Below are 26,241 nucleotides of genomic sequence, written 5' to 3'. Positions count from 1 at the left end.
GAGTGCTCGAGACTACGTTCCACCTCCATCATCATGAGGCAGATGCATCCCCTCACCCGCCGACAGATTCTTCAGCGCAGCGGAGCCGGTTTCGGCTCGCTGGCGTTGCAATCGCTGCTCGGTGCCGATGGCGTGCTGTCATCGACGAACCCGCTGGCTCCTCGCGCGCCACATTTCGCGCCGAAGGCGAAGTCGGTGATCTTTCTCTTCATGTATGGCGGGCCGTCGCATGTGGATTTGCTCGATCCGAAGCCGGAGCTGGCGAAATGGCACGGCAAGGCGATCCCGGTGTGGAAGCCGGAGGATGCTTTCATGGGGAAGAAGACCAAGAACGTGGCGATGCAGAGCTACTACCGCTTTGCGAAGCACGGACAGGCCGGGATCGACATGGCGGAGACGTTTCCGAATCTCGCACGGCATGCCGATGACCTGTGCGTGATCCGCAGCATGCACGCGGAGAGCAACAACCACGGCCCCGCGATCTTCCAGATGAACACGGGCTTCATCCTGCCCGGCCGGCCGTGCATGGGCTCGTGGGCCACCTACGGCCTCGGCAGTGAAAGCGAGAACCTGCCGGCCTTTGTCGTGCTGCTCGATCATCAGGGTGCCCCAGTGAATGGCGCTCTCAACTGGTCGAACGGTTTCATGCCCGCCGCGTATCAGGGCGTGCCCTTCCGCAGCAGCGGCGAGCCGATTGCGTATCTCACTCCGCCGAACAACGTCTCGCGTGCGCAGCAGCGGGCGCGGCTGGATCTGCTGAAGCAATGGAACACCGAATTCGCCGCCGCGAACCCGGCGGAGACACAACTGGCGGCGCGCATCAACACTTACGAGCTGGCTTATCGCATGCAAATGAGCGCCAGCGAATGCACCGACCTCAGCCGCGAGCCGGAGAGCGTGCGGAAGATGTACGGCCTCGACAACAAGGTCACCGCGCACTTTGGCAAGAACTGCCTGCTGGCGCGTCGCCTCGTCGAGCGCGGCGTGCGCTTCGTGCAGGTGTACAGCGGCGGCAACGAAGGCCCGAAGGCCTGGGACGCGCATGATGATCTGAAAAAGAATCACGACCTGCACTGCGCCGAGACCGACGGGCCGATTGCCGCGTTGCTCGACGATTTGAAGATCAGCGGCATGCTCGACAGCACGCTCGTCGTGTGGGGCGGCGAGTTTGGCCGCTCACCCGTGGCCGAAAACGGCAAGGGCCGCGATCATCATCCCAAAGGCTTCACCATGTGGATGGCTGGCGGCGGCATCAAAGGCGGTCAGATTTACGGCGCGACGGATGAATTCGGTTACAGCGCCATCGAGAACAAAGTCTCCGTGCCCGACCTGCATGCGACGATGCTGCATCAGCTCGGCCTGGATCACGAACAGCTCACCTATCGCTTCACCGGAAGAGATTATCGACTCACAGACGTGAGCGGTGAGGTGGTGAAGGCGCTGCTGGCGTGATGCCAGCTAAGCCGAGGCCGCAAGACCGCGAAGATACTCCAACTGCCTCTCCGGCGGTGATTCATCGGCGTGGCAGGGCAAAACGCCGTCGAGGGGCAGTTCAAGAGCACGATGAATGCTGCGACGAGCCTCGGTGTTGTCTTGATTGAGGTAGAACGGGGCGATTTGAGGCCCGAAGCCGAAGGTGGCGAACAAATCGCCGCTGAAGAGCAGCCTGTGTTTGGCAGAGTAGTAGCCGCAATGACCATGCGTGTGGCCTGAGAGCGCGATGACGCGGAGTCCACCCCAGATGGGAAGCTCGTCGCCATCGTGCAGCAGTTTGTCGGGGCGGAATGATGGCTGGCGCAGCACACGGCGGCCAATCCACTCAGAAACACCCGCCACACGTCCCCAGCCGGTGTAGCGGGCGCGGTTTTCGTAGTGTTCGAGATCGCGTTCCGGGCCAGCGATCCAGGCACCGTGCTGTTTGGCGAGCGCAGGGGCGTTGCGCACATGATCCAGGTGGCCGTGCGTGAGAAGAATGCCGCGAATGGGCAGCTTGTCCCAGCCACGGGTGATCAATGCCTTTTCCCATGCCCGCATGCCGCCGATGAAGCCGGTGTCGATGAGATAAAGCGCGTCGCCATCCCGCAGGACGAAGAACTGCACGATGAAGGTGCGGACGATGAGCAAATCGGGAGGCATGGTGATTGATCGTCTCAGCAGCTTGTCAAAGTTTCACATTCGCGGCCGCTTCAAGGCCCCGCGCAGCATGCCGAGGCCGCCGCCGACGAACAGCAGGGGAAACCAGATGGAGTAAAGCGCGGCACGTGAGGCGTGCTCCAGGACGGCTTCCTCAGGCGTCGCAGGATTCACAAAGCAGGTTTGTGCTGAGCCTGGCGGGTAGTTGAGCTGTTTTTCACGCGCTTTGTCCAGATGCTGCGTTGGCGCAGCCTCCACACGACGGAGGCGGGTGCCGGTGTGTGTTTGACCGTTGAACTCATACTCGTAGCGAAGCTCCACGCGATGCGCTGGCGCGGAGTTCGGTGTTGGACGCTCGCTGACGACGCGAGAGGAGACGATGCGGCATGAAATGGGCGTCCAGCGGCGGGTGATCTGCGCGTTTTCATAGGAAAGCCACATGCGCCACGCGAAGAACGAGCCGGCGGCGATGAGGAACAAAGCCATCGCGCCAAGCCACCAGCGACCGGTTTGAGAGTGTGCCAATTGATTCTGCGACATGGGCGAGGGAAGCATGCTTTGACTACGCTTCGCGCATGTTCCATACAGAGATGCGTCTTTCTCGCAAACACCCACATGTCCGACATCTCCCCCATCTCGATACGACCGCCGCGCTGGCTGCTGAAGCCCGCCGTGGAGGGGGCTGCCGAGTTGGCGGCGGACATGGGCGTGTCCCCGCTCATGGCGCAGCTTTTGGTGCAGCGTGGCATCACCACGGTGGAGCAGGCGCGGGATTTCCTGGTGCCAAAACTGGCCACTCTGGGAGACCCGACGGTGCTGCCGGAGATGAACGCCGCAGTGGAGCGCATGCTGCGCGCGGTGGACAACAAGGAGAACGTCGTGCTCTACGGCGACTACGATGTGGACGGCGTGACCTCCATGGCGCTGATGCACCTCATTTTGAAGGCCTACGGCCTCAACACGCATCTGTTCCTGCCGACACGCATGGAGGAAGGCTATGGACTGAGCCACGACGGCATCGCGAAGTGCTATGAGCAGTTTGGCAAGCCGGATCTGCTCATCGCGCTGGACTGCGGCACGACCTCGCTCACGGAAGTGGCCCGGCTGAAGGCGGAAGGGGTGGACTGCGTGATCGTGGACCATCATGAGCTTTCTCCTTTGGGCAAGCCGGACTGTCTCGCGCTGGTGAATCCGAAGCTGGGCAAAGATCATCATTATTTCTGCACGGCTGGCCTGGTCTTCAAGGTCTCACACGCGCTGCTGAAGGCGCGCATGCTGGAGAGTTATGATTTGAAGGAGACGCTGGACCTCGTGGCGCTGGGCACGGTGGCGGATCTGGTGCCGTTGATTGATGAAAACCGCCTGCTGGTGCGGCGCGGGCTCGAAGCACTGGCGCAAACGACACGGCATGGCTTGAAAGCGCTGAAGCAGATCGCCGGAGTCGAGGGTCTGGTGCAGACACATCATGTGGGATTCCGCCTGGGACCGCGTTTGAACGCTGCCGGACGACTGGACACCGCCGCCACCGCACTCAATCTGCTGCTGGCTGACAATGACGCCCTGGGAACAGAACTCGCCGAGCAGCTCGAAGCGCACAACAAGGACCGTCAAAACGTGGAGCAGGCGGTGCATGCCGAGGCGGAGGCGATGCTCGCAAACATCGGCGAGATCGACAAAGTCTCCGCCATCGTGCTCGGCTCGCGCAAATGGCATCCAGGCGTGATCGGCATCGTGGCCTCGCGCATCTCGCGGCTGTGCCACCGGCCGACGATTCTGGTGTCGATCGACGAAAACGGCGTTGGCAAAGGCAGCGGACGCAGTATCCCAGGCTTCTCACTGGTCGCGGCCATCGAGATCTGCACGGAGCATCTGCTCGGTGGCGGCGGGCATGCGATGGCGGCAGGCATCTCGGTCAAAGAGGAAAACATCGACGCGTTCCGCACCGCCTTCCAAAACGCGGCACGCGAGGCCTTGAGCAAGGAGGAGATGACGGCGGTGCTCGAACTCGACGCCGAGGTGCGGCTGCGTGATCTCTCGCTGAATTTTTTCGAGAGCTACAAGCTGCTGGAGCCCTTTGGGCAAAAGAACACGGAGCCGCTGTTTCTGTGCCGCCGCGTGACTCCGCGCCTGCCAGGCCGCACGATGAAGGAGAAGCATCTGCGCATCATGCTGACGCAGGATGGCGCGTCGATGGAGGCGCGCTGGTTCAACGCGCCCATCGGCAGGCTGCCCCCTGCCCCGTGGGACGTGGCGATGCGCATCCAGCGCGGCTGGTTCCGCGGCGTGGAGCAGTGGCAGCTCACGCTGGAAGCCGTGCGCTCGGCGGAGTGACCTGAATCAGGCACACCGCGCCTGGTTTACCGGCCGAGGATCATCAAGATCCCGGCCGCAAGCGCGAGCACCGGCACGACGATGCCGAACTGTCCCAAATTGACGCCAAAGGCACCGATAACGCCGACGAGGATGAGATAGATGGCGAGCAGAAGGTGGCCGAGATTGGAGGAGACTTTCATGGGAGGAATATTCTGGCGGAAGTCATGTCGATCAGGCTTTTCTGCCGCTGGTGGCGAGCAGGAAAATGCCGCCCACGATGGCGATGGCCCCGACGACGGGAGGCAGCGGGAAGGTGTGCTCCTTTTCCGCCGTGACCTGGATGGGGCCGAGGTCGATGGCCTTCTCCGTGGTGGTGTAGGTGAAGCCTTGGTAGGCAAAGGCAATGACGCCGAGGATGATGAGCAGGATGCCGACGATGGCGGGTGTTTTCATGGGAGTGGAGGCGGTTAAAAGGTCCAGTTGAGCGAGACGCTGCCAAAGACCTGGGGCTCGTACTGGTTGTCGAACTCCTTGGTGCGATAGACGAAGGCGTAGGCGAGCTTGGTGTTCTTGTAGTTGAAGGCGAAGCCGACGCTGAGATCGGCGACGAAGAGCTTGTGGCCCACGGAGTGGCTGGTGCCAAAGGTGTTGCCGTCGAGGAAGACGTTCCGGCCCACAGCGCGGCCGTCCATGCGGGTGAAGACATACATGCCAAGCGGGAACCAGGACCGCTCAGCGCCCATGCTGCCATCCACAGGCGTGGAGGTGGTGGAGGCCGGGCCGATGACGCCGGTGCCGAAGTCATCCGGCAGGTTCAGGCCAAAGCGCAGCTCCGCGCCGAGGTTCGCGTAAGTTTTGACATTGCCGACAGCCGCGCCGGCATGCGGCAGGAACTCCCAGTCAAAGCCGCTGCGGCGGGTGATGTGCGGGAAGCGCCAGGTGCGCTCATAGGCGAGCATGAGTCCGAGCTCATTGTGGAGCTGATTGTCCCAGCCGTTGGGGTGGTCAAAGCCGCGCACGTCATGCACGAGGCGCTGCGACTCCTGCGCATAGGACCAGGAGCCGACGACGCCGATGTCGAGCACGAGTGAATTGCGCACGCGCTCATTCTTCCACACAACACCGAGGCCCGCATAAAGCCAGCCTGCATACGGCCGGTCGCCGCCGACCAGGCCATAAGTTTCAGTGTTGTCCGGCGTGTAGATGTTCTGGCCGATGGCAAAGACGAGGTTCTTTTGGTACTCGGTCTCGTTGATGTAGGGCAGCAGGTCGAAAAGCGGCAGAAACGGGCTGGCGTACGGCGAGTCGCTGAAGCGTTCGAGATTGGGCGAGCTCCAGCTCAGCTTCACACCGCTGGTGTAATAGCGGTCGGTTCCGGCAAACATGTCATTCTCGTGGTAGAGACCGAGCGTGCCGCCGGAGTCGTTATTGTCCGCGGCTTGGGCGCTGGTGGTGAGGATGCATGCCAGCAGCAAGCTGCTGACAAAGCGGTGGGTGGTGGATGAGCGCGGGAGGAGCATGGTGTGTGTGGGCTGAATGCGGAGGGTGATTATTGGGGCGGCTCGGTGCGCTTTTTGCGCTCCTGCCCAGGGCGGTCGTTTCCGCCCTTCGGACGCTCACGCGTTGGAGGCGGCTGCACGATAGGCGGCGTTTGGGGCAATGGCGCGGGCGGTGTCACCTGCGGTGGCGCGGACCGGGCTGGCGGCGGGATCGAAGGCACCGTCGGCATGACTGGCACGGGCGGGACGATCGGACGCGGCGGCAGAATGCGCTGCGGAGCAGGCTGCGGCATGGGCGCTGCCTGAGGGCGCGGGCCGGGCTGGCGGTTTTCAGGACGCTGTGACGTGGGCGGTGCTTCAGGACGCGGCATGGGCCTGGGTGTCTGAGGACGCTGCGATTGAGGCGGAGCCTCTGGGCGAGGGACCGGTTGGAGGGCTTCCGGGCGGCCGGGACGCGGCGGTGCGTTCTCCGGCGGCCGAGGCTGCATGCGCTGCTGTGGCGGCACGAGGTTGGGCTTCTCTGAGGGCCGTTCCACCTTCGACGGCGGCACGTTTTCGCCACCTGGACGACGAGGATCGCTCATTTTGTTTCTGCCGCCGGGATTGGGGCTGTCCGCAGGTCGTTGCGGGACGGGCATGGGCTCACGACCGGTCCCAGGAACGGATGTGGGCGGGCGTTCGCGATCCTGCGGCTTATTCCCCGGTGTCATGGGCGGTGTGTTGGGATTGCGCGGTGTGTCCTCGCGCTTTGGCGGGGTCGGCGGCGGTTGGTCGGCAGGTTTCCGAATGGTTTCCTCCTGGCGCTGCGGCCTGGATGCCTCAGGACGCTCAAAACGCGGCTCTGGTGGCAGTTGCTCAGGCACGCGGACCGGGCTTTTCAGGCGCTCGCGCATGGCCGTGATCTCAGCGGGAGAACCGGCGTTCTTCCAGCCGTGGTTGACCTCGGCGCGTCCGACTTTTTCAGCCAGCCGACGCGGTGGCGCGGAAGAATGGCCGCTGAATGGCAGCGCGAGCATGCTGAGCGATCCACCCCTGACACGCGAGTTTAAATGCTCCGCAGACTGCCGCCGTGGGTCTCCATCAAACTGCTGACGGCGGTCCAGTTGGTAGCGCTGAATCGGTGACGCGCTGTAACGCGCCTGCTGGTCGTAGCCAGGGCCGCCGTTGTACACGACGTTGTTGACGTACGAGATGTTGGTGATGTTCGTCGTCTGGTTGATGATCTGGAGGTTCTGACGCTGGTCGATGAAGACGGTGTTCAGCCGTTGAGCGCCGAAGTCACGGTTCTCGATGAAGCGGTAATTGCCGGGGCCGATGTCGTAGTAATCATCCACCCACATGCTGAAGCCGATGGCGCGGAGGAACAGCGCCTCTGGTGGCAGCGGCGCCCAGCCGACATAACGCGGGCTGTGACGCCATGACACCCAGCCGGGGCCCCATTCGGTGCCGGGCACCCAGATCCAGCCGACACCATACACATTGGCCCAGCGGCCATAGTGATACACGGCCCAGCCAAAAGGCTCGTTGGAGTCCCAGGTCCAGCCGGCATCGGTGTAAACCCAGCGCCCGTCGCTGTAAGGCTGCCAGTCATCATCGACATCGTAGGGCTGCCAGGCGTAGCCATAGTCGCCGACTTCGCGCCAGCTCCCATAGGGGTCGAGATTGTCATAAAAGAAGTCCATCGAGGCCGTGTCCTGGGCCTGGGCGGAGGGTGTGGCCACGCCGAGGAAGGCGGCGGCGGCCCAAAGAGACAAAAGCAGTTTCATGGTGGACTAACAGGGTCAGAGGACGCGGCGGCCCTGAATGACCCGCAGCAGCACGATGATGACGGCCACCACGAGCAGGATGTGGATGAAGCCGCCGACGGTGTAGCTGGTGACCAGTCCGAGAAGCCAGAGGATGATGAGGACGACGGCGATGAGAGAGAGCATGAGTTGAGAGCCTTGCGTGGTTGATGAAAAAACTGCCGGGCAACACGTTGCCCGGCAGTGATGGGATTGGTTTTAGTTCGTGCTGACAACCGGCTCGACGACCATGTTGTTCACGACGCTCTTCACGCCGTTGATGTCGGTGACGAGCTTGGTCACGAGGTCTTTTTCAGCGGCGTTCTTCGCGCTGCCGCCGACGGTGACGACGCCTTCCAGCGTGGCGACGCTGGTCTTGAACGCGCTGGTGGAACGATGCGACATCAGGGCCATGCGCACCTGGGCGGAGATGGAAGCATCGTCGATCATGGCGGCCAGTGACGCCGTGGTGATCGGCTTCTCCGTCGCCACCGCTGCCACGGTCATCTCATTTTTCACTTCCTTGATGCCATCGACATCCTTGGCGTATTCGGTGGTCAGCTCCTTTTGAGCCTCGCTGGTGGCCTCGCCTTTGAGTGTCACCACGCCTTGTTTCAGCTCCACCTGGGTGTTGTAGCCGCTCACGCTGCTGTGATAGGCCAGCGTGCCTTTCACCTTCAGGTAAAGCCAGGTGTCGGATTGTTCCGGCGGGCTGTCCTTGACCTCGATCTGATTGTTCACGCTGATGACGCCCGCCAGGCCGGCGACGGTTTCCTCCGCCAGTTGCTTGTGCGATTCCTCATGCACCGTGCCGGTGAGAGTCACCACACCCTCCTTGGACTCAGTCCTGATCGCATCATCTATGAGGAAGGTTTTGAAGACGTAAGTGGATTTGGCGGCGGCCTCGATCTGGGCATCTGTGTCTGCGGCCTGAAGCGGCGCGTGCGCAAACAAGGCCATCAACAGAAACACGCTGCCAGCAGGCAGGTGGCGGTTGGCCTGAGTCAAAGGAGTGAGTTTCATAGGCTCCATGCTAGGCCCCGTGCCACCCATCCGCGATGGGGTGTAACCCTACCCCCGTGATTGCACCTTTCATCACTCTGGAAAACGAGCAGCCCAGGCGCTCATCAAGCGGCTTGAAATCCGACCGGCGGGTGTTTGCGCACGCGCTCCTCCGGTGTCTCCACCCACATGAACAAGGCCTTGATGTCATCCGTGAGGTCCAGCACCTGATGCTGCTCCTGTTCGATTTCGACAGCCGCCTGGTCAAATTTTTGAGCGTAAGCCGCCGGGTCCATGCCCTCCCCACCGGGATGGGCTGACGGGGCAAGGCTCGCGGCATCATCCATCACCGAAAATCCTGTTTTCCAGGCCTCCAGCCGTGCGCCGATGCCTTTGGCGGCCGTCTGCACGACTTTTCGATGAGACTCGACGGTAAGCACCAGTTCCAGCCATTCCCTGCGGGTGTTCTCGTCGAGCTCCAAGCTCTGCGCGCGCATTCCGGCCAGCGCGGCGGCGAGTTTGATTCCCTCCTCCTGGATCGCTGCCCAGGCGGCGCATGCTTGCAGCGCCCCTGGCTCGTCACTGCGGATGATGGCGGTGTGCATATCGCTGACCAGACCATGAATGACATCCAGGATGTCCTCGACTAGATCCCACTGATGATGGCAGCCCGTCTCCCAGTCACCGGGCTCCCCCTGCACGCTGGCGAGTTCTTCGGAATGACTCAGGGCGGTGGCCAGATCGGACTCAAGGCCCATCAGTCGTGATGAATCGGCATGGAGCCCGGCGGCGAGACTGGAATGAGGCGTAGTAGTGAGATCATGAGTCATGGCTGAGGCACTGCTATGCGCGGAACGACCGGCGGATGCCATGGGGTGTAAACCTACCCCTCCTGCCCAGGCTCGGCGGCCTCCGGTTGAATGGACCAATACGCCGACCCCACCGGACCGCGCACACAGGGCGGCAGGCTTTCTTTCCCAAAGACCTGGTTGAGGCCGATGCGCAGACCGAGCGATATCGGCGCGTTCTCTCCGGGGAGTTTGATGAGGTTTCGCACGCAGCTAGGGCTGTCGTGATGCTCGCAGCTCAGGGGACAGATCCGGCATGGAGAGTGGGTGGTCATCACATCTCTCCTCACAGTTTGGCCAGATGGTGTTCCGCGATCAGTTCCGCCTCGGCTCCGAGCCAGTCAGCCAGATCACGCCCATCCGCCAGTCCGTGGTTCTCGTGCTTCAGATAGGCTCGGCAGGCCACATCATCGGCGGCGGGGGTGAAGGCTGTTGCAAGGGCATCATGGGGTGTCGGGACACCCGAAGGCGGCCGTGGGAGCTTGCTGGATCTGACGGCCGGAGGTGTGTTTTTCATGAGAAAAGATCATCCATTTGCGCCTATCCATTCACCATGGGGTCTTAACCCCATGGTGTTCGCGCCGCTGGCTGCTTATCGCTTGGGCCATGAAACAAAAGCTCACGCACACCCGGAACAGCCTGCCGGAAAAAACACGCATCGAGATCACTGCGCTGCTTCAGGAGCGCCTGGCAGACACCATTGACCTCATGATGCAGGCCAAGCAGGCGCATTGGAATGTGAAGGGGCCAAACTTCATCGCCCTGCATGAGTTGTTCGACAAAGTCTTCATGGACGTGGGCGGTTACGTCGATGTCATCGCAGAGCGCATCGTTCAGCTCGGCGGCATCGCCCAGGGCACGATCCGGGTGGCGGCGAAGAAATCCAGGCTGCCCGAGTACTCACTGAGTATTTCCAGCGGCAAGAAGCATGTGGCCGAACTGGCCCGCGAGATCGCTTTTTACGGAGAGCTGATACGCAAGGCCACCGTGACCGCCACGCAGCTCAAGGACGCGGACACCGCCGACATTTTCACGGAAGTCTCACGCGGCGCTGACATGAACCTCTGGTTCGTCGAGGCCCATGAACAATCGGAAAACTAAACTTCTTCCGCCGCCCTCATGAAAGCCCTCGTTTATCACGGTCCTGGAAAAAAAAGCCTGGAGGACATGCCCAAGCCCGCCCTGCTTGAGGCCACCGACGCGTTGGTGCGCATCACCAAGACCACGCTCTGCGGCACCGACCTCCACATCCTCAAAGGGGATGTGCCCACCGTCGGCGCAGGCCGCATCCTCGGCCATGAGGGCGTCGGCGTCATCGAGACCACAGGGGACAGCGTCACGCGCTTTCATCCGGGTGACCGCGTCATCATCTCCTGCATCAGTGCCTGCGGGAAATGCGATTATTGCCGACGTGGCATGTGCTCCCACTGCGAAAAAGGCGGCTGGATTCTCGGCAACACCATTGACGGCACCCAGGCCGAGGTCGTCCGCGTCCCCTGGGCGGACACCAGCCTGCATCTCATCCCCGAGGGCGCTGATGACGAGGCCATGGTCATGCTCAGCGACATCCTGCCCACCGGTTACGAGTGCGGCGTGCTCAATGGCTGCGTGAAGCCCGGCGACACCGTGGCGATCATCGGCGCGGGCCCCGTCGGACTCGCCGCGCTGATGACGGCAAAATTTTACACACCGGCGGACATCATCATGATTGATCATGATGATCATCGCCTCGATGTCGCTAAAAAGCTCGGCGCCACCAAGCTGATCAACAACGGCAACGGCAAGGCCCTGATTAAAATCATGGCCATGACTTTCGGACGTGGCGTGGACGTGGCCATCGAGGCCGTCGGCATTCCCGCCACCTTCGATCTCTGCCAGACCATCATCGCCCCGGGCGGTCACATCGCCAACGTCGGCGTGCATGGCGAGAGCGTGCCGCTGCATCTCGAAACGCTCTGGTCGCAGAACATCACCATCACCACACGCCTCGTCGATGCTGTCACCACGCGGTTGCTGCTCAAGACCATCATGGCCGGGCGCCTGCTGCCCAAGCAGCTCATCTCCCACCGCTATGCTCTCAGCGAGGTGATGAGCGCCTACGACACCTTTGCCAATGCCTCAAAAGAGCAGGCGCTGAAGGTCATCCTCAGCAACGACTAGCCAGCGCATGAGCCACCCGCATCGTGTGCGGAGTAGGTACACACCCCATCGCGGAAGTCTGGCAGACACCCGTGTATTCCCACCCATGAAAGACCACGTCTATAAACTCATCGAACTCACCGGCACCTCGGCCACCTCCATCGAAGATGCCGTCAACAAAGCGCTCAAGCGCGCCCACAAAACCATCAAGAACCTCAGTTGGTTCCAGGTCGTCGAAACACGCGGCAGCATCGACAAGGGCAAGGTCCAGCACTGGCAGGTGACCCTCAAAGTTGGTTTCATCGTGGAGGACTGAAGACCCATGAAACCCATGCCGCCCGAAGCCGGAAAAGAACTCGGCAAAGATCTCGAGACCTTCGAGCACCTGCCCGTCAAAACCAAGGAGCTGGAAATGCTTCAGGAGCAGGCGGAAAAGACCACCGGGGCGGAAAACGCCGCCCTGCACCGGAAGATCCGGCACAAGGCCGGACAGTCCACAGCGCCCCTGGAAGATTCGAAATAATTCCACTCCTTTTGCTGGGGTGAAAACCCCATGGTTGCCAGCGCACTCGGCATGCAGGCTGTGAGGAATTATGAACCCGATTCAAGACAAGCTGACCGACCCATCAAACACAGACGATCTCAATGAACTGGTGCTCGAAGCCGCCGCCGTCAGCACGGCTCAAAAAATCGCCCTCGAAACCAGCCCGGAAAACGCCCGCATCGTCGTCTTGAACGAAACAGTCGAAGCCGGCGGCCATCGCCTGGAGGTGAAACCTGCGGAGAGTGAGAAAAGCATCTCAGAACAACTGGTCGATGCCGGCAACGATGAGGCTGATCTTGAGCAACGCGTCGCCACGGTCATCAACAAGCGGGCGAAGGAGTAAAGCCATGCCTCTATTGACGAAGCCCGTGATTGACCCAGTCGCGAACGACTGGGGAACGAGGAGTCATGTCCAGACACTCCTGCTCATGGCGGCCACGGCCCTCGGGATTTACCTTTGCTTCTTGCTTGCCGCGCCATTTCTGTCCGCTCTCGCCTGGGCGCTGGCACTGGCCGTGTTGTTCGCGCCGTTTCAGCATTGGCTGGAGTCGAAGCTCTCTCATTCAGGGCTTGCCGCGATGATTGCCGTCACGGTGATCGCCCTGATCGTCGTCGTCCCGGCAGTCTTTGTGGGCCAGAAATTGGTCGCGCAGGCCGTGAAAGGCGCGCAACTCATCGAAACAAAAGTCAGCTCAGGCGAGTGGCGGCGCGCCATTGAGGCACAGCCGCGTCTGGCGCCCATCGCAGACAAAATCGAACAGGATCTGGATCTTCAAGGCAGCGTGAAAACGCTCGCCTCGTGGCTGAGCACCACCGCAGGCTCCATCGTCACTGGCTCTGTGTTCCAGGCGGTCAATTTCTGCATCATCTTTTATCTGCTGTTCTTTTTCCTCCGTGACCGCCGCGCCGCCCTGCACTCGCTCCGCTATCTCTCACCACTCTCAAAGACAGAGATGGAACAGATGTTCGACCGCATCAGCGGCACCATCAACGCCACCGTTTACGGAACGCTGGCGGTTTCTGCCATCCAAGGGCTTTTGGGCGGTTTGATGTTCTGGTGGCTGGGGCTGCCCGCACCGCTGCTCTGGGGCTTCGTGATGGCCATCCTGGCTGTCATTCCAGTGCTCGGCGCATTTGTCGTCTGGATTCCTGCGGTGGCATTTCTTGCCCTCGAAGGCAACTGGGGAAAAGCCGTCATTCTAGCTGTCTGGGGCATGCTCGTCGTCGGCACCATCGACAATCTGCTGCGGCCGGCGCTTGTCGGGAAACAGCTCAAACTCCACACCGTTCTCGCCTTCATCTCCGTCGTTGGCGGTCTGATGCTCTTCGGACCCGCAGGTCTCATTTTGGGCCCTGTCGCCCTCACGATCACCATCGAGCTTCTGGGCACATGGCGCGCTCGATCCGAAGCCACACAACCCGGCCAGACAGCCATCCAAAGACGTTTCGCAGAGACTGAATCCATACAGCAACGCTCCACCGAAAGCTGGGAGAATGAAGGCGGGGAAAGCCTCCCCGCCGCAGCAGACTCGACGGACTTCGGAACGACACAGACATGAAGCCTCCAGTCTTGCTGTTCGCTGCTGTCACGCTGACACTCGCCTCCTGTGTCGGCAAAGGCCCGCAGCAATTGGCCGCAGGGTTCGTCTTCGACCAAACCGCTCGATGTGGCGCTGTGGTGGCGGCGGTTTCGTGATCCAGCGTTGAATGACTTGATCGCGGAGGCGCTGAAGAAACGTTTGCTTGATCCCGCAGCCAGGGACGACCAACCAATCTGAGCACGGATTGAGCGTCCTCCCAGAAGCGTTTCAAGCTCGGCAGCAACGCCTCGCGCAGTTTGTCGATGCTGTTGTGGCAATGATTGGATATTTCATCCTTGCTGACGTCCCAGGCCTGCTCGCAGGGGTTGAGTTCTGGACGGTAGGGCGGCAGCGGCACGATGCGCGCTCTCGACGGCAGGCGCGTGTCGCCGTCACGCAGATGAGCCGAGCGAAGCGAGACAGCCCGCCGTAGGCTACCCCGGAGGGGTGAGCGTAGCGAAGCAAACCCGGCGTTGTCGCGGATGATCACATGCTCCACTTCAGGATCGCTTGTGGCGAGCTTTTTGAGGTAGAGAGCGTCACAGTCAACGTTCACGGCGGGCAAAACAAAAGCCGGAGGTCATCGAAGACCTCCGGCTCTTTTATGCCGCCTGATTCACGAGCGGAGCTATCTTGATCCCTGCGACCTGACTTCGAGCAGATTGCTCACGTTTTCCGGTCTGCCGGCCTTCTTGGCGATCTCGCCAATCTTGTACTTGCCCTCGATGCTGTTCACATGGCCGCGCAGCGTGGTCTGGGCGTTCATGGTGACGACCTCGATGTTTTTGGCGTTCGCGGAGAGGCTGGGATCAGCCTGAATGGCCTGCTGAATGCGCAGGGTCTTTTGCTCGTCCCGGAAATTCGCCCCCTGGTCCATGGCGGTGGCGTTCCGCACCCGGCCTTCCTGGGCGTTCTGCTGCGAGTGCCGTCCCTTGTCCGCCTGCACCTCACGGTTCACATAAGCTTCTTGCTGGAAGGAATTCGTCCCGCTGCCGATCCACTTGAACTTCGGCTCACCGTCGAACTCCACCGCCGTGCTGTCCAGAATGAGGGATTTGAACGACGGGTTGAACCGCAGCGCCCTGGGCTGCACGCTCGTGCTGTTGTTTTTGCCCATGGCTCCGATCTCCGTCACCACATGGACCACCCGCCCTTGGGGCAGATCCATCATCAGCGTCGCCACCTTGGCGATGTACTGGCCCTCCTTGTTGTAGATCGGCATATCGAGAACACGGTCCAACCGGTGGATGTGGCCGAGTTCCAGAATCTCGGAGTTTTTCACCACGGTCTGGCCGGGGAGGTAAAACCAGGGCTGAAAACCAAAATAGCGGTACACCTCGGCCACCCGCTCGCGCTGCGTGGCCGGCGTCATGTGTGACGCGTCAAACCGGGGTGCGGCGGCAAACCGGGCCCGGCTCATGTCGAGGCGCACCACGCCTGCGTTCCCGTCCATGGTGAGCGCCCGTGGCGCCACCGCTGTCAGCTTGGCGCCGATGCCGAAAAATCCGCCGCCGGAGCTCACGACGGCCTCCACCAGACGCCCGTTTTGCAGATCGGTGGTCAGGAATTTGACCTTGCCGAGCTTTTCGTTCTGAAGGTTCCAGACGGCCATTCCCGCGATCTCCGCAGAGCTTTCCGCCTTGCGGTACTGGGTGACATTGCGTCCTGGGGTCGGGTTTGACTGTGCCTGCACCTGCGCCTGCACGGTGAGACAGGAGGCCAGCAAAGCGGATGCAACAAGGGGTGAGATGTACTTCATGGGTATGTTCAAAGGGTTGGGGTTGAATAGAGTGCCGCTCCATCGCGGCACACATCCCACCTTAAATCATTGGCCATCCAGCCACCATGGGGTGAACACCCCATGGTGCGGACACATGACTCACGGCTCGATGCGCACCGGCGTGCCCACCGCCACCGAGTGGAAAAAATGCTCGGCCATGAAGCCGGGCATGCGGATGCAGCCGTGCGAGTCAGGATAGCCGGGTAGGAAGCCCCTGTGCATCCCGGTGCCGCCGGTGATGCGCATCCAGAACGGCATGTCAGCGCCCAGGTAAGTCGCGCCCGGTGGCTTCGGATCTTTGCTCGTGTCCACGTCCGCCTGCATGACATTTCCCTGGGCGTCCATGTAGGCCCCGAACAACGAGGACCGATGCTCGCGATCCTTTTCGAGGATGCGATAGTCGCCGGTGAGGGTGCCGAGCCCCTCACGTCCGGATGAAATCAGCGACACCCCCGCAAGCTGGCCGCCTTTGTAAAGATAGGCCCGCTGCTCCGAGAGGCTGATGCGCACCGACGGGCTGCCAGACAGGTGATCCCCGTCCCAGAACGACACATCATCCACCGGCGGCCCCGGATGAGGCCGCTGGGCCAGTGGCGTGGAGACACAGCCGCTCAAAACAGGCAGCAGGAAAACGAGAGCGACGAACAGCCGGGGACGAAACGCAAAGCAGGACAGCATCATCCTCTAAGCTGGCGGGAAACACCCCACGTAGCCATGGGGTGTTCACCCCGCCCACGGCGTTGGCGGCAGCCCGAGGTGGGGTTTCACCCCATGGACGCCATGCCGCAACTGGCAGACCATGGACAAATGACGACGCCACGACCATGACAGCCCAATCGCGCCTGCTTTCCCGGAGCTACCTGGCCGCCCTGCGCAAACATCTGGCGCAGGATGGCAAGGTCGGGCTGGCGGCGGGCCGGTTGGGGCATCGGGCGGTGCGGCTGGGGCTGGACACGCTGGTGCTCGCCCAAATGCACGAGGCCGCGCTGGAGACTCTGCAACTGCCGGACATCACCGCCATCAAGCGGGCGACGGTTTTTTTCATGGCGGTCATCGCGCCCATGGAGGCGACGCATGAGGCGGCCCAACAGGGCAGGCTGGACCTGAAACGCGTGCGCGCCGACTGCGCGAAAAGCAGCCGTCTGCACCACCAGAGCCTGGCTGAGTCCATCGAGCTGCAAAAGCATCTGCGGCAGCTCACCCACCGTGTGCTGGTCGCCCAGGAGGCGGAGCGTGTGAAGCTCAGCCATGAGCTGCAGGACGAGATCGCCCAGACGCTGCTGGGCATCAACGTGCGGCTGCTCGCACTCAAAAAAGGCGCGCGCAGCGGCACGGCGGGCCTCCAAAATGAAATCACCCGCACCCAGCGATTGATCCTCAAGTCAGCCCGGTCCGTGCGCAGGTTCGCGCGTGAGCTGGGGCTTCCAGCGCCTGCCTGACGCGCTCAAACATGCCGACGAAACTGAAACAGCCCGCCAGCACCGCCCGCAAGACGCCCGCCAACGCGTCTGCGAAGGTGGCGTTTCCCGTGATCGCCATGGCGGCCTCGGTCGGCGGTTTGAAGGCGCTGTCGGCCATTCTGAGCGCCCTGCCGGCGGATTTTCCGGCGGCCATTGCCATCGTGATGCACCTCTCGCCGGACCACGACAGCGTGCTGGCCGAGATTTTGGACCGCCGCACGCCGTTGGTCGTCAAACAGGCACGCACGGGCGATGTCTTGTGCCAAGCCTGTGTGTTTGTGGCTCCGCCGAACCACCATCTGTTCGTGGCAAACAGCGGCCGGCTGGAGCTGTCATCGTCGTCAGCGGAAAAAGTGCATTACGCGCGGCCCTCCGCCGAGCCGTTGTTTGCCTCGGTGGCAGCGGTGTATCGGAAGAACGCCATCGCGGTGGTGCTCACCGGCGGCGATGGCGATGGCTCCTTCGGCGTGCAGATCATCAAGGACGAGGGCGGCATGGTCATCGCCCAAGACCAGCCCACGTCGGAGGACTTCTCCATGCCGAAGACCTCCATCGAAACGGGTGATGTGGATTTCATCCTGCCGCTGGACGAGATCGGCCCCAAACTCATCGAGCTGGTCGGTGCCGCTCGTGCAAATGAGCAGAAGCAATGCTGTTCACCCGGTGCAAAGCCGGTCATGCTCAAGCGCAGAACCTAAGCGCATGAAAAAATCACTCCACCACCCCGCCGAAGCAAACCCGCCGCGAAAGCGGCTCCTGAGGCCGGCGCCGCGTTTCCCATCGTCGGCATCGGCGCGTCCGCTGGCGGGCTGGAGGCCTTGGAGCAGTTTCTGGCGCGGGTGCCGCCGGGCAGCGGCATGGCGTTTGTCATCGTCCAGCATCTGGACCCCACGCACAAAGGCATCATGCCGGAGCTGCTGCAACGCGCCACCGGCATGAAGGTCATCCAGGTCAAGGACCGCACCACGGTGCGGGCGGACTGCGTGTATGTGATCCCGCCGAACAAGGACATGTCCATCCTGCATGGCGTGCTGCATCTGCTGGCGCCGTCATCGCCACGCGGGCTGCGGCTGCCGATTGATTTCTTCTTCCGCGCCCTGGCGCAGGACCAGCAGGAGCGCAGTGTCGGTGTGATTCTCTCCGGCATGGGCTCGGACGGCACGCTGGGGCTGCGTGCCATCAAGGAAAAAGCCGGCGTGGTGCTGGTGCAGGAGCCTGCGACGGCGAAGTTTGACTCCATGCCGCGCAGCGCCATCGACGCCGGGCTGGCGGACATCGTCGCCCCTGTGGGCGAGCTGCCGGGCAAGATTCTCGCCTATTTGCAACGCACGCCGCTTATCGCGCGGACGGAGCCGGTGCTGGAGGACCAGACGCAGAGCGCCATCGAAAAAGTGATCGTCCTGCTCCGCGCCCACACGGGCAACGACTTCTCCCTCTACAAGCGGAACACCCTCTACCGCCGCATTGAGCGGCGCATGGGCATCCACCAGATCACCAAGATGGCGGGCTACGTCCGCTACTTGCAGGAGAACTCCCAGGAGCTGGATCTGCTGTTTAAGGAGCTGCTCATCGGCGTGACGAATTTTTTCCGCGATCCCGCCGTGTGGGAGGAGCTGCGCACGAAGGTCATCCCCGCGCTGCTCGCCAGCCGTGCGCCCGGCCATGCGCTGCGCGCCTGGGTGCCCGGCTGCTCCACCGGTGAGGAGGCTTACTCCCTCGCCATGGTGTTCCGGGAGGCGGTGGAGGCGCTCAAGCCCAAGGCCAGCTTCGTCCTGCAAATCTTCGCCACCGACCTGGACCGCGACGCCATCGACAAGGCGCGCCAGGGCTTGTTCCCCGCCAACATCACCGCCGATGTCTCCCCCGCGCGGCTGAAGCGCTTCTTCACCAAGGAAGACCGCGGCTACCGGGTGCGGCGGGAGATTCGCGAGATGGTGATCTTTGCGCCGCAGAACATCATCATGGACCCGCCCTTCACCAAGCTGGACGTCCTGAGCTGCCGCAACCTGCTGATCTATCTCACCGCCGAGGTGCAGAAGAAGCTCATGCCACTGTTTCACTACAGCCTCACGCCCGGCGGCCTGCTGCTGCTCGGCAGCGCCGAGACCGTGGGCAGCAGCACCGACCTGTTTGCGCCTGTCAGCGCCAAGGCGCGGATTTTCAAGCGCGCCGAAACCATCCAGCGGTCGGTGCCGGTCGAGTTTCCCGCCTCCTTCAAGGTCGGCAAGCCCGCCGGGCCAGAGACACCTCCGCCGGCCAAGCCCTCGGCCAGTTTGCAGTCCCTGGCAGACCAGTTGATCCTGCGCAGCTACGCGCCGCCGACCGTGCTGGCCAACGACAAGGGCGACATCTTCTACATCAGCGGCCGCACGGGGAAATACCTGGAGCCGGCGGCGGGCAAGGCCAACTGGAACCTCTTTGCCATGGCGCGTGAGGGCCTGCGCTACGAGCTGTCCGCCGCCTTTGCCAAGGCGCTCAAGCAGAAGGACGGCGTGGTGCTGCACGCGCTCAAGGTCGGCACCAACGGCGGCACGCAGTGCGTGGATGTCAGCGTCCAGCGGCTCGACGAGCCAGGGCCGCTGCACGGGCTGGTGATGGTCGTCTTCACCGACGTGGCCGCCCCCCTGGCCGCCCATGTCATTTCGACACCGGCTGACAGCACACGACTGACGGCCTCTGAATTAGAACTCCAGCAGGTGAGGGCCGAGGCGCGCATCACGCATGAGGAGATGCAGACCTCCCAGGAGGAGATCCGCTCCGCCAACGAGGAACTGCAGTCCACGAATGAAGAACTCCAGTCCACCAACGAGGAGCTGACCACCTCCAAGGAGGAGATGCAGTCCCTCAACGAGGAGCTGCAAACCGTGAACGCCGAACTCCAGGCCAAGGTGCATGAGCTGTCAGACAGCAGCAATGACATGAAGAACCTGCTCGACAGCACGGACATCGCCACGCTGTTCCTGGACCGGCATCTCAACGTGCGGCGCTTCACCCATCAGGCGACGAAAATCATCAAGCTCATCCCCAGCGACGTGGGCCGCCCGATCACCGATCTCGTCTCCGATCTCGACGACCCCGCCCTGGCCGCCGACGCGCGCGAGGTGCTGCGCTCGCTGGTGCCCAAGGAAAAGCCCGTGTCCGCGCCGGACGGCCGCTGGTTCACCGTGCGCATCATGCCCTACCGCACGCTCGACGACCGCATCGACGGCGTCGTCATCACTTTTGCCGACATCACCGTCGCCAAGACGCTGGAAGCCAAACTGCGTGAAAAACATGCCGCGCTGGAGCAGCGCGTCGCCAAACAAACCAAACGCAAATCATGAAAGCCGCCTCCCCCGCCCTGCGTGACCGTGCCGAAGCACGCCTGCGAAAAAAATCAGCGCCCAAGCTGCCCGTCGAGTCGCAACGCGTGCTCCATGAGCTGCAGGTGCATCAGGTCGAGCTGGAAATGCAAAACATCGAGCTGCAGGAGGTGCGCGGCCGCATGGAGGTGCTGCTGGAGCAGTACACGGACATCTATGACTTCGCGCCGGTCGGTTATTTCACCCTCACCTCTGAGGGCATCATCCAGCTCGTCAATCTCACCGGCTCCCGTCTCGTCGGCGGAGATCGCGCCAAACTGGTGGGCCGTTCCTTTGGCACGCTGCTCGCCAGCGATTCGCGGCCCGCGTTTGCCACCTTCCTCAAGCAGGTCTTTGCCACCCAGACCAAGCAGTCCGGTGAATTCCGGCTACCGCACCGCACAGTGAACCTGGAGGCCCAGCGCTCCCCCAACGGCCACGAGTGCCGTGTCATGATGGTGGACGTCACCGACCGCATCCAGGTGGAGAAGGCCGTGCGCCTTTCGGAAATGCGTTACCGTCGGCTGTTTGAAACCGCGCACGACGGCGTGCTGCTGCTGGACCCCGGCACGCGCAAAATCACGGACGCCAACCCGTTCATGACACAGATGCTGGACTACACGCATGACCAGTTGGTGGGCAAGGAGCTGTTTGAGATCGGCCTGCTGAAGGACGAGACCGCCAGCCGGGAGATGTTCCGCCAGCTCAAGCGCCAGCACGAGGTGCGCTACGAGGACCTGCCGCTGCAAAGCAAGAGCGGGCGGCATCAAGAGGTCGAGGTGGTGGCCAATCTTTACGCCGAGAGCGGCGTGCCCGTCATCCAGTGCAACATCCGTGACATCACCGTGACATCACCGTGCGCAAACTGGCGGAGCAGACCCTGCAACGCAGCGAGTCCTTGTTTTCCGCCCTCGTCGCCCAGGCGCCCTTCGGCGTCTATGTCGTGGACGCCCAGTTTCGCCTGCAGCAGGTCAATGTGCGCGCGCTGGCCGTGTTCAAGGACATCGAACCCCTGATCGACCGCGATTTTTCCGAGATCACCCGACTCCTCTGGTCGAAATCCGTCTCCGACCGGATCATCCAAAAGTTCCGGCACACGCTGAAAACCGGGGAGTCCTACCAAGCGCCCGAGTTCAATGAAAAGCGGCGGGACATCGGTGACATGCAGATCTACGAGTGGCAGATCCAGCGCGTGACCCTGCCCTCCGGCGAGCATGCCGTGGTGGCCTTCTTCAACGACATCACCGAGCGCAAGAAGGCCGAGATCGTGCGGCGGCGGCTGGAGGTGCTGACCGCCTCCAACCAGAAGCTGGAGCTGGAAATCGTGCACCGGAAGGCCGTGGAGGCCGCGCTGCGCCAGAGCGAGCAGCAGCAGGGGGAGCTGCTGGCCCAGTCCCGCGCCATGCAGGAGCAGTTGCGGCAGTTGTCCCGCCAGGTTTTGGAGGCGCAAGAAAACGAGCGCAAACGCATCAGCCTTGAGCTGCATGACGTCATCGCCCAGACGCTGACGGGCATCAACATCCGCCTCGGCACGCTCAAGCAGGCTGCCGGGCTGAACACGAAGGACTTTGCCCGCAACATCGCCCGCACGCAGCGGCTGGTGGAAAAATCTGTCCACATCGTGCACCGCTTCGCCCGTGAGCTGCGCCCGGCGGTGCTCGACGATCTCGGCCTCATCCCCGCCCTGCATGCGTATTTGAAAAGCTTCATGGCCGACACCGGCATCCGTGTCAGCCTCCAGGTCTTCGCCGGCATCGAGCGGGCGGACGCCGCGCTGCGCACCGTGCTCTACCGCGTGGCCCAGGAGGCGCTGACGAATGTGAGCCGCCACGCGCATGCCAGCCACGTCACCGTGAGCATTGAGCAGCGTCCGCAGGACCTGTGCATGAAAATCACCGACGACGGCCAGGCCTTTGACGTGGAGCACGCCTTGCAGAGCGGCAAACGCCTCGGCCTGCTCGGCATGCGCGAGCGCCTGGAGATGGTCGGCGGCAGCTTCAGCATCACCTCCGTCACCGGCCAGGGCACCACCATCGAGGCGCGGCTGCCCCTGCACAAAACCCGCGTGAGACCACCCAAACGCCCCGTCAAACCCCGCACCTGATCCGTTTATGAAACCCATCACCCTATTACTGGCCGAAGACCACATGATCGTGCGCGAAGGCCTGCGCAAAATGCTCGAACTCGAGGGCGGCTTCGAAATCGTCGGCGAGGCGCAGGACGGGCGGCAGGCCGTCGCCCAGGCGCATAAGCTGCGGCCCGACGTGGTGCTCATGGACATCGCCATGCCGCTGCTCAACGGCCTGGAGGCCACGCGGCAGATCCTTCACGCGCATCCCGCCGCCAAGGTGCTCATGCTCTCCGCGCACAGCGACGACGCGTACGTCACAAACGCCGTCGAGATCGGCGCGTCCGGCTTTCTGCTCAAGCAGAGCTCCGCCCACGACGTCTGCCGCGCGCTGCGCGAGGTCCACGCCGGGAAAAAATTCTTCACGCCCACCCTGGCCAAACGCCTGAACCATCACCTGAAAAAATCACGCGAGCGCGGCGAGCTTGCCCCCGGCAAAAACGCCCCGGTGCTCAGTTCCCGCGAAGCCGAGGTGCTTCAGCTCATCGCCGAGGGCAAGGCCAACAAGGAAACCGCCGACGAACTGCACATCAGCGTCAAGACCGTCGAAAAACACCGCCAGAGCCTCATGGACAAGCTCAACATCCACGACACCGCCGGCCTCACCCGCCACGCCATCGCCACCGGCGTCATCGAGAACAGCGTGCAGGTCACCATCATCGACTCGTAGCGGAAGGATGAAACCGGTAATGACCGGTGAGCGGGAACTCGAAGAGGCGGTTCTCGCATTTCGGTCCCTGGCCGATGTTGTGGACGATCCAGGGCGTGGTGCCGCCATCTGGTGCCGGAACGACGATGGCGATGTGTGGAAGATGGGGCGGCACGGTGCAGGTGATGAGATCACCCGGCTTGTAGTCAGCGGCGTTTTGAGTGACGGGCAATGAGGCCCCGCGTCGCTTGAAGAAGGTCTGCAAATTCGGCACGCGGCGGTGGTCGATGTTTTTGTCGGTCGATTTCAGTCCCCAGATTTTCGGATAGGCGGCAAAGGCGCGTTTCATGTCCTCGTGAACGAGTTTTTGCAGGTCGAAGCCGAGTGCTCGGTAGCTGCGAACGATTTCATCCGTGCAGACGCCGGTGTCGGCGGGCACATCGCCATTGGGGTAGTCCAGCCGCACATAAGCAGGCTCGTAGCGCACCGTGAGCTTGGTGCGCTCCATCGCGGCCTGCACGAGGCGTTCGGCGAAGGACGGCGTCTGCGCGTGGCTGAGGCCGATGCAGGCAATGAAGAGGCAGAAACAGCGGATCATGTCAGTCACGCGGCACTTCGACACCAGAAATGAAGGTGCGTTGAACGTCGAGACGACGGTTGAGGATGAGAATGTCGGCCTGCTTGCCTTTTTCCAGACTGCCGCAGGTTTTGGCAATGCCCGTGCGCTCGGCGGGCGTGAGGCTGGCCATGCGCACGGCATCCGACAGCGTGGCGGAGGTGCTTTTCTTCATGTGGCGCACCATGTGGTCGAGTCCGACGACAGAACTGGCCAGGCCTTGGCCGGGGACGAAGCCGACCTTGCCATCACTCTCGAAAAAGGAGCCGTCGTCGTCGGAACCGAAGCGGTAGCGGCCCGGCGGCATGTCGAGAGCGCGGTTGGCATCGGTGACAAGGCACAAACGCTGCGCGCCCTTGATACGGAAGGCGAAGTCGAGCAACTCGGGAGCGAGGTGCATGCCGTCGGCGATGACCTCGGTGCTCATCTCGGCGGTGGCGAGCACGAACTGCTCCATCGAGGCCTGCATGGGCGTGCCCAGCCGTGTGCGCAGAGAGGCAACCGAGCTCATGGCGCACCAGAAGTGATCCACATGGCGCATGCCGGCCTTGAAGGCGCGTTCCATCTCCGTCCAGCTCGCGTTCGAGTGGCCGCAGGTGATGAGGCAGCGGTGTTGGCGGGCGATTTGATAAAATGCTTCAGCTCCAGGCAGTTCGGCGGCACAGGTGGCGATGCGGACGAGGTCATCCCGAAACCACATGGCATACTCCGTGGGATTCGGCGCACGACGTCCGGTGCGGGAATGGCAGCCGACCTTGTCAGCAGCAAAATAAGGGCCGTAAAGATGCACGCCTTCGATGCGGGAACCGTGGGCGGCCTCCCAGGTTCGTTTGGCCTCACGGCAGGCGCCGAGCATGGCCATGATCTGCACCGGGGCACCCGTGGTGGTGGTGGGAAAGATCGTGGTGGTGCCGTGCAGCGCGTGCGCTTTCAAGGCGGTGCGCACGGCAGGCACGGTGGCGTCCATGAAATCCGCCCCTGCCCCGCCGTGGACATGGATGTCGATGAAACCGGGGCTGATGTAACCGCCCTTGGCATCCATCACGATGGCGTTTTTGGGTTCGGCGATGTCTTTGCCCACGGCGGTGATCTTGCCGCGTTCACACAGCACCGCGCCTCCTTCAATCAGCTTGTCCGGCAGGATGAGCGTGCCGTTTTGAATGAGGAGAGGCGATGCGGCAGGCTTTTTCATAAGAGGGTGAGCGGATTCTGGCGGGTCTGAAGCGGGAAGGTGACACGCTGGCCGTTCATTCGATGCGATTCGAACACGGCGCTGATCATTTCGATGATTTCTCGGCCATGGGTGGCATCGCACAGCGGCGCGCGGTTTTCCTGGATGGCGGCGATGAGGTCGAGGCCGGGGATTTCGTGGCTGGAGACTTGTTTGGCGATGTCCTTGTCCGCCAGCACGGGTTTGCGCGCCTCGGAGCCGGTTTGAATCCACGCGAAGGGCTCCTGGTCCATGCGGAAGTCGATCACGCCCGCGTTGCCGAAGACCTGGAGGCCAAACGAGGCGGGATCGTCGTAGGCGGGCTTTTTCAGGCGGCCGTCCTTGATGCTGTCGAAGAAGAATGGCACGCCGTTGGCCATCTCGAAGCGCGCATGGACCTCGTCTCCCGCAAGCAGGCCGATGCCTTCGTCGCCTTCTTTGACATCCGCCTTGGTGACCGGTTTCCCACCCTGGAAAACACCCGCCGTGCAAGCACGCGGAGCGCCGCCGAGAGTGAGGGCGACGCCCATGACGTGAGAACCGAGCACCCACATGTCGAGGCTGCCGCCGCGCGGGTCTTCCTTGCCGCGTCCGCGCATTTCCAGCACTCGGCCGATGGCACCGTCGGCGATGAGCTTGGCCGCCATGGCCAGGGCGGGGTGGTAGCGGTTGCGGTGGGCGATGCCGATCTTGGTGCCGGACTTCTCGGCAGCGGTGAGGACTTCGTCGCACTCGGCAAGGCTGCGGAGGAAGGGTTTTTCGATGTAGATGCCTTTCGCACCGGCTTGGATCGCGGCCAGGAGCATGTCGCGATGCTGGTCAATCTGACGCGGGCCGATGGCGACGATGTCGGGCTTCACCTCGGCGAGCATGACCTTGTAATCAGCGAAGCCCTGGGTGACACCGAGCTTTTTCAGCGCCCCGGCGAGTCCTTTTTCATCCGCATCGGCCACGGCGACGATTTCGACCGCCGGGATCTTGAGCCACATCGTGTCGAGGCCATGACCATAGTTGCCACGACCGGTGTGGCCGATGACGGCGACGCGGAGTTTCTTGTCGGCAGAGGCGGCAAGACTGCTGGCGGCAAAGACGGCGGGGAGGGAGGCGAGGATGCGGCGGCGGTTCATGACAGGGACGAATGAACGTCGCCGCCAGACCCAAAAACGCACGCAGTTCGCAAGGAATGCATTTCCCATGCCTGTCTGGAGCCGCACT

31 protein-coding genes are annotated in these 26,241 nt (G+C 62.5%); 15 read left to right on the top strand and 16 right to left on the bottom strand.

Annotated features, from left to right (window positions below):
- Nucleotides 1-42: 42 nt before the first annotated feature.
- Complete coding sequence (locus ACILSI_RS08920; RefSeq protein ID WP_395721518.1) at nucleotides 43-1,452, top strand: DUF1501 domain-containing protein; 1,410 nt, start codon at nucleotides 43-45, stop codon at nucleotides 1,450-1,452.
- 6 nt (nucleotides 1,453-1,458) lie between these two features.
- Here ACILSI_RS08920 and ACILSI_RS08915 read toward each other — a convergent pair whose 3' ends face one another.
- Both ACILSI_RS08915 and ACILSI_RS08910 read right to left on the bottom strand, forming a co-directional pair.
- Nucleotides 1,459-2,136 carry an MBL fold metallo-hydrolase gene (locus ACILSI_RS08915; protein ID WP_395721517.1) on the bottom strand — a complete coding sequence of 226 codons (678 nt, stop codon included), beginning with the start codon at nucleotides 2,134-2,136 and terminating at the stop codon, nucleotides 1,459-1,461.
- 33 nt (nucleotides 2,137-2,169) lie between these two features.
- A complete protein-coding gene (locus tag ACILSI_RS08910; RefSeq protein WP_395721516.1) occupies nucleotides 2,170-2,688 on the bottom strand; it encodes a DUF3592 domain-containing protein in 519 nt (172 codons plus the stop codon).
- A 60-nt stretch (nucleotides 2,689-2,748) separates the two neighbouring features.
- On the opposite strand from ACILSI_RS08910, the gene recJ reads away from it, so the two are divergent.
- Nucleotides 2,749-4,464 carry a single-stranded-DNA-specific exonuclease RecJ gene (gene recJ / locus ACILSI_RS08905; RefSeq protein ID WP_395721515.1) on the top strand — a complete coding sequence of 572 codons (1,716 nt, stop codon included), beginning with the start codon at nucleotides 2,749-2,751 and terminating at the stop codon, nucleotides 4,462-4,464.
- A gap of 26 nt (nucleotides 4,465-4,490) precedes the next feature.
- Here the strand turns inward: recJ and ACILSI_RS08900 are convergent, their stop codons facing one another.
- The 9 genes from ACILSI_RS08900 to ACILSI_RS08860 form a co-directional block, all read right to left on the bottom strand.
- Entirely contained in the window at nucleotides 4,491-4,646 is a 156-nt protein-coding gene (locus tag ACILSI_RS08900) for a hypothetical protein (RefSeq protein ID WP_395721514.1), read from the bottom strand.
- A 31-nt stretch (nucleotides 4,647-4,677) separates the two neighbouring features.
- On the bottom strand, nucleotides 4,678-4,899 hold the full coding sequence (locus tag ACILSI_RS08895; protein ID WP_395721513.1) for a DUF308 domain-containing protein: 222 nt from the start codon (nucleotides 4,897-4,899) through the stop codon (nucleotides 4,678-4,680).
- A 14-nt stretch (nucleotides 4,900-4,913) separates the two neighbouring features.
- Complete coding sequence (locus ACILSI_RS08890) at nucleotides 4,914-5,966, bottom strand: lipid A deacylase LpxR family protein (protein WP_395721512.1); 1,053 nt, start codon at nucleotides 5,964-5,966, stop codon at nucleotides 4,914-4,916.
- Between the two features lie 29 nt (nucleotides 5,967-5,995).
- Nucleotides 5,996-7,711, bottom strand: coding sequence for a DUF6600 domain-containing protein (locus tag ACILSI_RS08885; RefSeq protein WP_395721511.1), 1,716 nt, complete (start codon nucleotides 7,709-7,711; stop codon nucleotides 5,996-5,998).
- Nucleotides 7,712-7,726: 15 nt separating this feature from the next.
- The gene (locus ACILSI_RS08880; RefSeq protein ID WP_395721510.1) at nucleotides 7,727-7,876 is read right to left on the bottom strand and encodes a lmo0937 family membrane protein; all 150 of its coding nucleotides are present in this window, start codon (nucleotides 7,874-7,876) and stop codon (nucleotides 7,727-7,729) included.
- A 72-nt stretch (nucleotides 7,877-7,948) separates the two neighbouring features.
- Nucleotides 7,949-8,752 carry a BON domain-containing protein gene (locus ACILSI_RS08875; RefSeq protein WP_395721509.1) on the bottom strand — a complete coding sequence of 268 codons (804 nt, stop codon included), beginning with the start codon at nucleotides 8,750-8,752 and terminating at the stop codon, nucleotides 7,949-7,951.
- Nucleotides 8,753-8,856: 104 nt separating this feature from the next.
- Nucleotides 8,857-9,561, bottom strand: a complete 705-nt coding sequence (locus tag ACILSI_RS08870; protein ID WP_395721508.1) for a hypothetical protein — start codon at nucleotides 9,559-9,561, stop codon at nucleotides 8,857-8,859.
- A gap of 53 nt (nucleotides 9,562-9,614) precedes the next feature.
- Nucleotides 9,615-9,788 carry a hypothetical protein gene (locus ACILSI_RS08865; protein ID WP_395721507.1) on the bottom strand — a complete coding sequence of 58 codons (174 nt, stop codon included), beginning with the start codon at nucleotides 9,786-9,788 and terminating at the stop codon, nucleotides 9,615-9,617.
- A 77-nt stretch (nucleotides 9,789-9,865) separates the two neighbouring features.
- Nucleotides 9,866-10,096, bottom strand: a complete 231-nt coding sequence (locus tag ACILSI_RS08860) for a DUF2934 domain-containing protein (protein WP_395721506.1) — start codon at nucleotides 10,094-10,096, stop codon at nucleotides 9,866-9,868.
- Between the two features lie 89 nt (nucleotides 10,097-10,185).
- Between ACILSI_RS08860 and dps the strand changes: the two genes are divergently transcribed.
- The 7 genes from dps (at nucleotide 10,186) to ACILSI_RS08825 (ending at nucleotide 13,958) form a co-directional block, all read left to right on the top strand.
- Nucleotides 10,186-10,680, top strand: coding sequence for a DNA starvation/stationary phase protection protein Dps (gene dps, locus ACILSI_RS08855; RefSeq protein WP_395721505.1), 495 nt, complete (start codon nucleotides 10,186-10,188; stop codon nucleotides 10,678-10,680).
- 18 nt (nucleotides 10,681-10,698) lie between these two features.
- Nucleotides 10,699-11,739 (top strand): zinc-dependent alcohol dehydrogenase family protein, encoded by a 1,041-nt coding sequence (locus ACILSI_RS08850; RefSeq protein WP_395721504.1) that lies wholly within the window; start codon nucleotides 10,699-10,701, stop codon nucleotides 11,737-11,739.
- A gap of 85 nt (nucleotides 11,740-11,824) precedes the next feature.
- On the top strand, nucleotides 11,825-12,034 hold the full coding sequence (locus ACILSI_RS08845) for a dodecin (RefSeq protein ID WP_395721503.1): 210 nt from the start codon (nucleotides 11,825-11,827) through the stop codon (nucleotides 12,032-12,034).
- Between the two features lie 6 nt (nucleotides 12,035-12,040).
- The gene (locus tag ACILSI_RS08840) at nucleotides 12,041-12,241 is read left to right on the top strand and encodes a hypothetical protein (protein ID WP_395721502.1); all 201 of its coding nucleotides are present in this window, start codon (nucleotides 12,041-12,043) and stop codon (nucleotides 12,239-12,241) included.
- A 70-nt stretch (nucleotides 12,242-12,311) separates the two neighbouring features.
- Nucleotides 12,312-12,605: a hypothetical protein gene (locus ACILSI_RS08835; protein WP_395721501.1), complete on the top strand. Its 294-nt coding sequence runs from the start codon at nucleotides 12,312-12,314 to the stop codon at nucleotides 12,603-12,605.
- A 25-nt stretch (nucleotides 12,606-12,630) separates the two neighbouring features.
- Complete coding sequence (locus ACILSI_RS08830) at nucleotides 12,631-13,821, top strand: AI-2E family transporter (RefSeq protein WP_395721500.1); 1,191 nt, start codon at nucleotides 12,631-12,633, stop codon at nucleotides 13,819-13,821.
- Nucleotides 13,818-13,958 (top strand): hypothetical protein, encoded by a 141-nt coding sequence (locus tag ACILSI_RS08825; RefSeq protein ID WP_395721499.1) that lies wholly within the window; start codon nucleotides 13,818-13,820, stop codon nucleotides 13,956-13,958. Before ACILSI_RS08830 ends, ACILSI_RS08825 begins: the two co-directional genes overlap by 4 nt.
- A 512-nt stretch (nucleotides 13,959-14,470) precedes the next feature.
- On the opposite strand, the gene ACILSI_RS08820 is transcribed toward ACILSI_RS08825, so the two are convergent.
- Together ACILSI_RS08820 and ACILSI_RS08815 are read right to left on the bottom strand one after the other, a co-directional pair.
- On the bottom strand, nucleotides 14,471-15,601 hold the full coding sequence (locus ACILSI_RS08820) for a PRC-barrel domain-containing protein (RefSeq protein ID WP_395721498.1): 1,131 nt from the start codon (nucleotides 15,599-15,601) through the stop codon (nucleotides 14,471-14,473).
- Between the two features lie 120 nt (nucleotides 15,602-15,721).
- The gene (locus ACILSI_RS08815; protein WP_395721497.1) at nucleotides 15,722-16,303 is read right to left on the bottom strand and encodes a L,D-transpeptidase; all 582 of its coding nucleotides are present in this window, start codon (nucleotides 16,301-16,303) and stop codon (nucleotides 15,722-15,724) included.
- 143 nt (nucleotides 16,304-16,446) lie between these two features.
- Here ACILSI_RS08815 and ACILSI_RS08810 point away from each other — a divergent pair, with 143 nt between their 5' ends.
- Genes ACILSI_RS08810 through ACILSI_RS08785 form a run of 6 tightly spaced genes read left to right on the top strand, consistent with a single transcriptional unit; the run spans nucleotide 16,447 to nucleotide 23,221 of the window.
- Entirely contained in the window at nucleotides 16,447-17,061 is a 615-nt protein-coding gene (locus ACILSI_RS08810) for a histidine kinase (RefSeq protein ID WP_395721496.1), read from the top strand.
- A gap of 11 nt (nucleotides 17,062-17,072) precedes the next feature.
- Nucleotides 17,073-17,780, top strand: a complete 708-nt coding sequence (locus ACILSI_RS08805) for a chemotaxis protein CheB (protein WP_395721495.1) — start codon at nucleotides 17,073-17,075, stop codon at nucleotides 17,778-17,780.
- A gap of 12 nt (nucleotides 17,781-17,792) precedes the next feature.
- On the top strand, nucleotides 17,793-20,405 hold the full coding sequence (locus tag ACILSI_RS08800) for a chemotaxis protein CheB (protein ID WP_395721543.1): 2,613 nt from the start codon (nucleotides 17,793-17,795) through the stop codon (nucleotides 20,403-20,405).
- Nucleotides 20,402-21,439, top strand: coding sequence for a PAS domain-containing protein (locus ACILSI_RS08795; protein WP_395721494.1), 1,038 nt, complete (start codon nucleotides 20,402-20,404; stop codon nucleotides 21,437-21,439). The genes ACILSI_RS08800 and ACILSI_RS08795 overlap by 4 nt, the downstream gene beginning before the upstream one ends.
- Entirely contained in the window at nucleotides 21,367-22,527 is a 1,161-nt protein-coding gene (locus ACILSI_RS08790) for an ATP-binding protein (protein ID WP_395721542.1), read from the top strand. The genes ACILSI_RS08795 and ACILSI_RS08790 overlap by 73 nt, the downstream gene beginning before the upstream one ends.
- Nucleotides 22,528-22,534: 7 nt before the next feature.
- Nucleotides 22,535-23,221, top strand: coding sequence for a response regulator (locus tag ACILSI_RS08785; protein WP_395721493.1), 687 nt, complete (start codon nucleotides 22,535-22,537; stop codon nucleotides 23,219-23,221).
- On the opposite strand, the gene ACILSI_RS08780 is transcribed toward ACILSI_RS08785, so the two are convergent.
- Genes ACILSI_RS08780 through ACILSI_RS08770 form a run of 3 tightly spaced genes read right to left on the bottom strand, consistent with a single transcriptional unit; the run spans nucleotide 23,208 to nucleotide 26,153 of the window.
- Nucleotides 23,208-23,798, bottom strand: coding sequence for a DUF1287 domain-containing protein (locus ACILSI_RS08780; protein ID WP_395721492.1), 591 nt, complete (start codon nucleotides 23,796-23,798; stop codon nucleotides 23,208-23,210). The two genes, ACILSI_RS08785 and ACILSI_RS08780, sit on opposite strands and share 14 nt — an antisense overlap.
- A gap of 1 nt (nucleotide 23,799) precedes the next feature.
- Entirely contained in the window at nucleotides 23,800-25,008 is a 1,209-nt protein-coding gene (locus ACILSI_RS08775; protein ID WP_395721491.1) for an amidohydrolase family protein, read from the bottom strand.
- Complete coding sequence (locus ACILSI_RS08770) at nucleotides 25,005-26,153, bottom strand: Gfo/Idh/MocA family protein (protein WP_395721490.1); 1,149 nt, start codon at nucleotides 26,151-26,153, stop codon at nucleotides 25,005-25,007. Before ACILSI_RS08770 ends, ACILSI_RS08775 begins: the two co-directional genes overlap by 4 nt.
- Between the last annotated feature and the right edge of the window lie 88 nt (nucleotides 26,154-26,241).

Origin of the sequence: Prosthecobacter sp., assembly GCF_044232965.1 — a bacterium.
Classification (GTDB): domain Bacteria; phylum Verrucomicrobiota; class Verrucomicrobiia; order Verrucomicrobiales; family Verrucomicrobiaceae; genus Prosthecobacter.
Note: the sequence above shows the minus strand (reverse complement) of the source record. Positions and strands in the feature narration are given on the sequence as shown.

Coding starts and splice junctions, on each gene's coding strand:
- ACILSI_RS08920 (WP_395721518.1), top strand. CDS start 43: ATGCATCCCCTCACCCGCCGACAGATTCTTCAGCGCAGCGGAGCCGGT.
- ACILSI_RS08915 (WP_395721517.1), bottom strand. CDS start 2,136: ATGCCTCCCGATTTGCTCATCGTCCGCACCTTCATCGTGCAGTTCTTC.
- ACILSI_RS08910 (WP_395721516.1), bottom strand. CDS start 2,688: ATGCTTCCCTCGCCCATGTCGCAGAATCAATTGGCACACTCTCAAACC.
- recJ (WP_395721515.1), top strand. CDS start 2,749: ATGTCCGACATCTCCCCCATCTCGATACGACCGCCGCGCTGGCTGCTG.
- ACILSI_RS08900 (WP_395721514.1), bottom strand. CDS start 4,646: ATGAAAGTCTCCTCCAATCTCGGCCACCTTCTGCTCGCCATCTATCTC.
- ACILSI_RS08895 (WP_395721513.1), bottom strand. CDS start 4,899: ATGAAAACACCCGCCATCGTCGGCATCCTGCTCATCATCCTCGGCGTC.
- ACILSI_RS08890 (WP_395721512.1), bottom strand. CDS start 5,966: ATGCTCCTCCCGCGCTCATCCACCACCCACCGCTTTGTCAGCAGCTTG.
- ACILSI_RS08885 (WP_395721511.1), bottom strand. CDS start 7,711: ATGAAACTGCTTTTGTCTCTTTGGGCCGCCGCCGCCTTCCTCGGCGTG.
- ACILSI_RS08880 (WP_395721510.1), bottom strand. CDS start 7,876: ATGCTCTCTCTCATCGCCGTCGTCCTCATCATCCTCTGGCTTCTCGGA.
- ACILSI_RS08875 (WP_395721509.1), bottom strand. CDS start 8,752: ATGAAACTCACTCCTTTGACTCAGGCCAACCGCCACCTGCCTGCTGGC.
- ACILSI_RS08870 (WP_395721508.1), bottom strand. CDS start 9,561: ATGACTCATGATCTCACTACTACGCCTCATTCCAGTCTCGCCGCCGGG.
- ACILSI_RS08860 (WP_395721506.1), bottom strand. CDS start 10,096: ATGAAAAACACACCTCCGGCCGTCAGATCCAGCAAGCTCCCACGGCCG.
- dps (WP_395721505.1), top strand. CDS start 10,186: ATGAAACAAAAGCTCACGCACACCCGGAACAGCCTGCCGGAAAAAACA.
- ACILSI_RS08850 (WP_395721504.1), top strand. CDS start 10,699: ATGAAAGCCCTCGTTTATCACGGTCCTGGAAAAAAAAGCCTGGAGGAC.
- ACILSI_RS08845 (WP_395721503.1), top strand. CDS start 11,825: ATGAAAGACCACGTCTATAAACTCATCGAACTCACCGGCACCTCGGCC.
- ACILSI_RS08840 (WP_395721502.1), top strand. CDS start 12,041: ATGAAACCCATGCCGCCCGAAGCCGGAAAAGAACTCGGCAAAGATCTC.
- ACILSI_RS08835 (WP_395721501.1), top strand. CDS start 12,312: ATGAACCCGATTCAAGACAAGCTGACCGACCCATCAAACACAGACGAT.
- ACILSI_RS08825 (WP_395721499.1), top strand. CDS start 13,818: ATGAAGCCTCCAGTCTTGCTGTTCGCTGCTGTCACGCTGACACTCGCC.
- ACILSI_RS08820 (WP_395721498.1), bottom strand. CDS start 15,601: ATGAAGTACATCTCACCCCTTGTTGCATCCGCTTTGCTGGCCTCCTGT.
- ACILSI_RS08815 (WP_395721497.1), bottom strand. CDS start 16,303: ATGATGCTGTCCTGCTTTGCGTTTCGTCCCCGGCTGTTCGTCGCTCTC.
- ACILSI_RS08810 (WP_395721496.1), top strand. CDS start 16,447: ATGACAGCCCAATCGCGCCTGCTTTCCCGGAGCTACCTGGCCGCCCTG.
- ACILSI_RS08805 (WP_395721495.1), top strand. CDS start 17,073: ATGCCGACGAAACTGAAACAGCCCGCCAGCACCGCCCGCAAGACGCCC.
- ACILSI_RS08795 (WP_395721494.1), top strand. CDS start 20,402: ATGAAAGCCGCCTCCCCCGCCCTGCGTGACCGTGCCGAAGCACGCCTG.
- ACILSI_RS08785 (WP_395721493.1), top strand. CDS start 22,535: ATGAAACCCATCACCCTATTACTGGCCGAAGACCACATGATCGTGCGC.
- ACILSI_RS08780 (WP_395721492.1), bottom strand. CDS start 23,798: ATGATCCGCTGTTTCTGCCTCTTCATTGCCTGCATCGGCCTCAGCCAC.
- ACILSI_RS08775 (WP_395721491.1), bottom strand. CDS start 25,008: ATGAAAAAGCCTGCCGCATCGCCTCTCCTCATTCAAAACGGCACGCTC.
- ACILSI_RS08770 (WP_395721490.1), bottom strand. CDS start 26,153: ATGAACCGCCGCCGCATCCTCGCCTCCCTCCCCGCCGTCTTTGCCGCC.